Raw genomic sequence first — 1268 nt, 5'->3', positions numbered from 1 at the left:
GGGGACTGCGGACAAATAGTTGGACCCGCTGGGGTCCGGTCTGGAGGTCCGCATGCACGACAGGGAGACCGTGGAGCTCGCCCTGATGGCGCTCGAGGAGGGCTGGTCGTCGAGGGAGGCCGCCGAGCTCGTCGGCGCGTCGAAGACGGCCGTGTGCCGCTGGGCGAGGGAGGGCGCGCCGCACGAGCGGCGCTCGGGTAGAATCGCGGGCGGACGCACCCGACGCGAGGAGGCCCCCGTGAACGAGTCCGAGAGGGCGGCCTACGAGGCCGCGATGACCGAGAACATGCTGCTCAGGGCGGTGTTGGACGACCTAAAAGCGGCAGGCTCCGACCCCCGTTCGATCTCGAGGAGGAGAAGGGTCGAGCTCGGCGAGAGATTGCGCGCGGCGACCGGCCTGCCCCTCCGCGAGATCACCCGTTTCTTGGGGATCTCGAGGAGCTCCTACGCCTACCACCGGGCCCGCCTCGGGCGTGACAGGTACGCCGCGCTGAGGCTCGAGGTGCGCGCGCTCTTCGAGTCGATGGGCGGCGGCCGCGGCTACCGGCCCGTCCACGCCGAGCTGCGCCGCCGCGGCACGCGGGTCTCGGAGAAGGTGGTGAGGCGCATCATGCGCGAGGAGGGCCTCACCGCCGCCAGGCGCCGCCGCCGCGCGTGGTCCTCCTACGCCGGGGAGCCCTCGCCCGCCCCGCCCAACCTGCCCCTGCGCGGCGACGGCACCCACCGCTTCTCCGCCCCGGCGCCGAACCTGCTGTGGGTCACCGACATCACCGAGTTCCGCCTGCCCTCGGGCGAGAGGTGCTACCTGAGCCCCGTCCTCGACTGCTTCGACGGGCGTCCCGTGGCCTGGTCGGCGGGGCCCAGGCCCACCGCCGAGCTCGCCAACTCGAGCCTGCGGGCGGCGTGCGCGACGCTCGGCGAGGGCGAGCGGCCGGTCGTCCACTCCGACCGCGGCGGGCACTACCGCTGGCCGGGGTGGCGGGCGGTGTGCGACGCCCACGGCCTGGTCAGGAGCATGTCGCGCAAGGGAATGAGCTGCGACAACGCGCGCATGGAGGGCTTCTTCGGCACGCTCAAGGCGGAGCTGTGGCACCCGCGGGACTGGTCGGGCTGGGCGCCGTCCGACTTCCTGGGCGAGCTCGACCGGTGGATGCGGTGGTTCCGCGAGGGCCGCATATCGCAGGCCCTGGGCTGGCTCACGCCCGACGAGCACAGGCGCGCGCTGGGCTACGCCGTGTAGGATGTACAAGAAAACGTCCGCAGTCCCG

Annotated in this window: 1 protein-coding gene; it reads left to right on the top strand. The window is 73.0% G+C overall.

Features of this window, described 5'->3' with window-relative positions; translation table 11 throughout:
* Window positions 1-52: 52 nt before the first annotated feature.
* A complete protein-coding gene (locus QUW25_RS09955; RefSeq protein ID WP_289512063.1) occupies window positions 53-1240 on the top strand; it encodes an IS3 family transposase in 1188 nt (395 codons plus the stop codon).
* Window positions 1241-1268: the final 28 nt, after the last annotated feature.

It is taken from the genome of Thermophilibacter provencensis (genome assembly GCF_030372065.1).
Classification (GTDB): domain Bacteria; phylum Actinomycetota; class Coriobacteriia; order Coriobacteriales; family Atopobiaceae; genus Thermophilibacter; species Thermophilibacter provencensis_A.
Note: the sequence above shows the minus strand (reverse complement) of the source record. Positions and strands in the feature narration are given on the sequence as shown.

Bases quoted from the DNA above. Each gene is read 5' to 3' on its own strand.
- QUW25_RS09955 (WP_289512063.1), top strand. From the start codon at position 53: ATGCACGACAGGGAGACCGTGGAGCTCGCCCTGATGGCGCTCGAGGAG.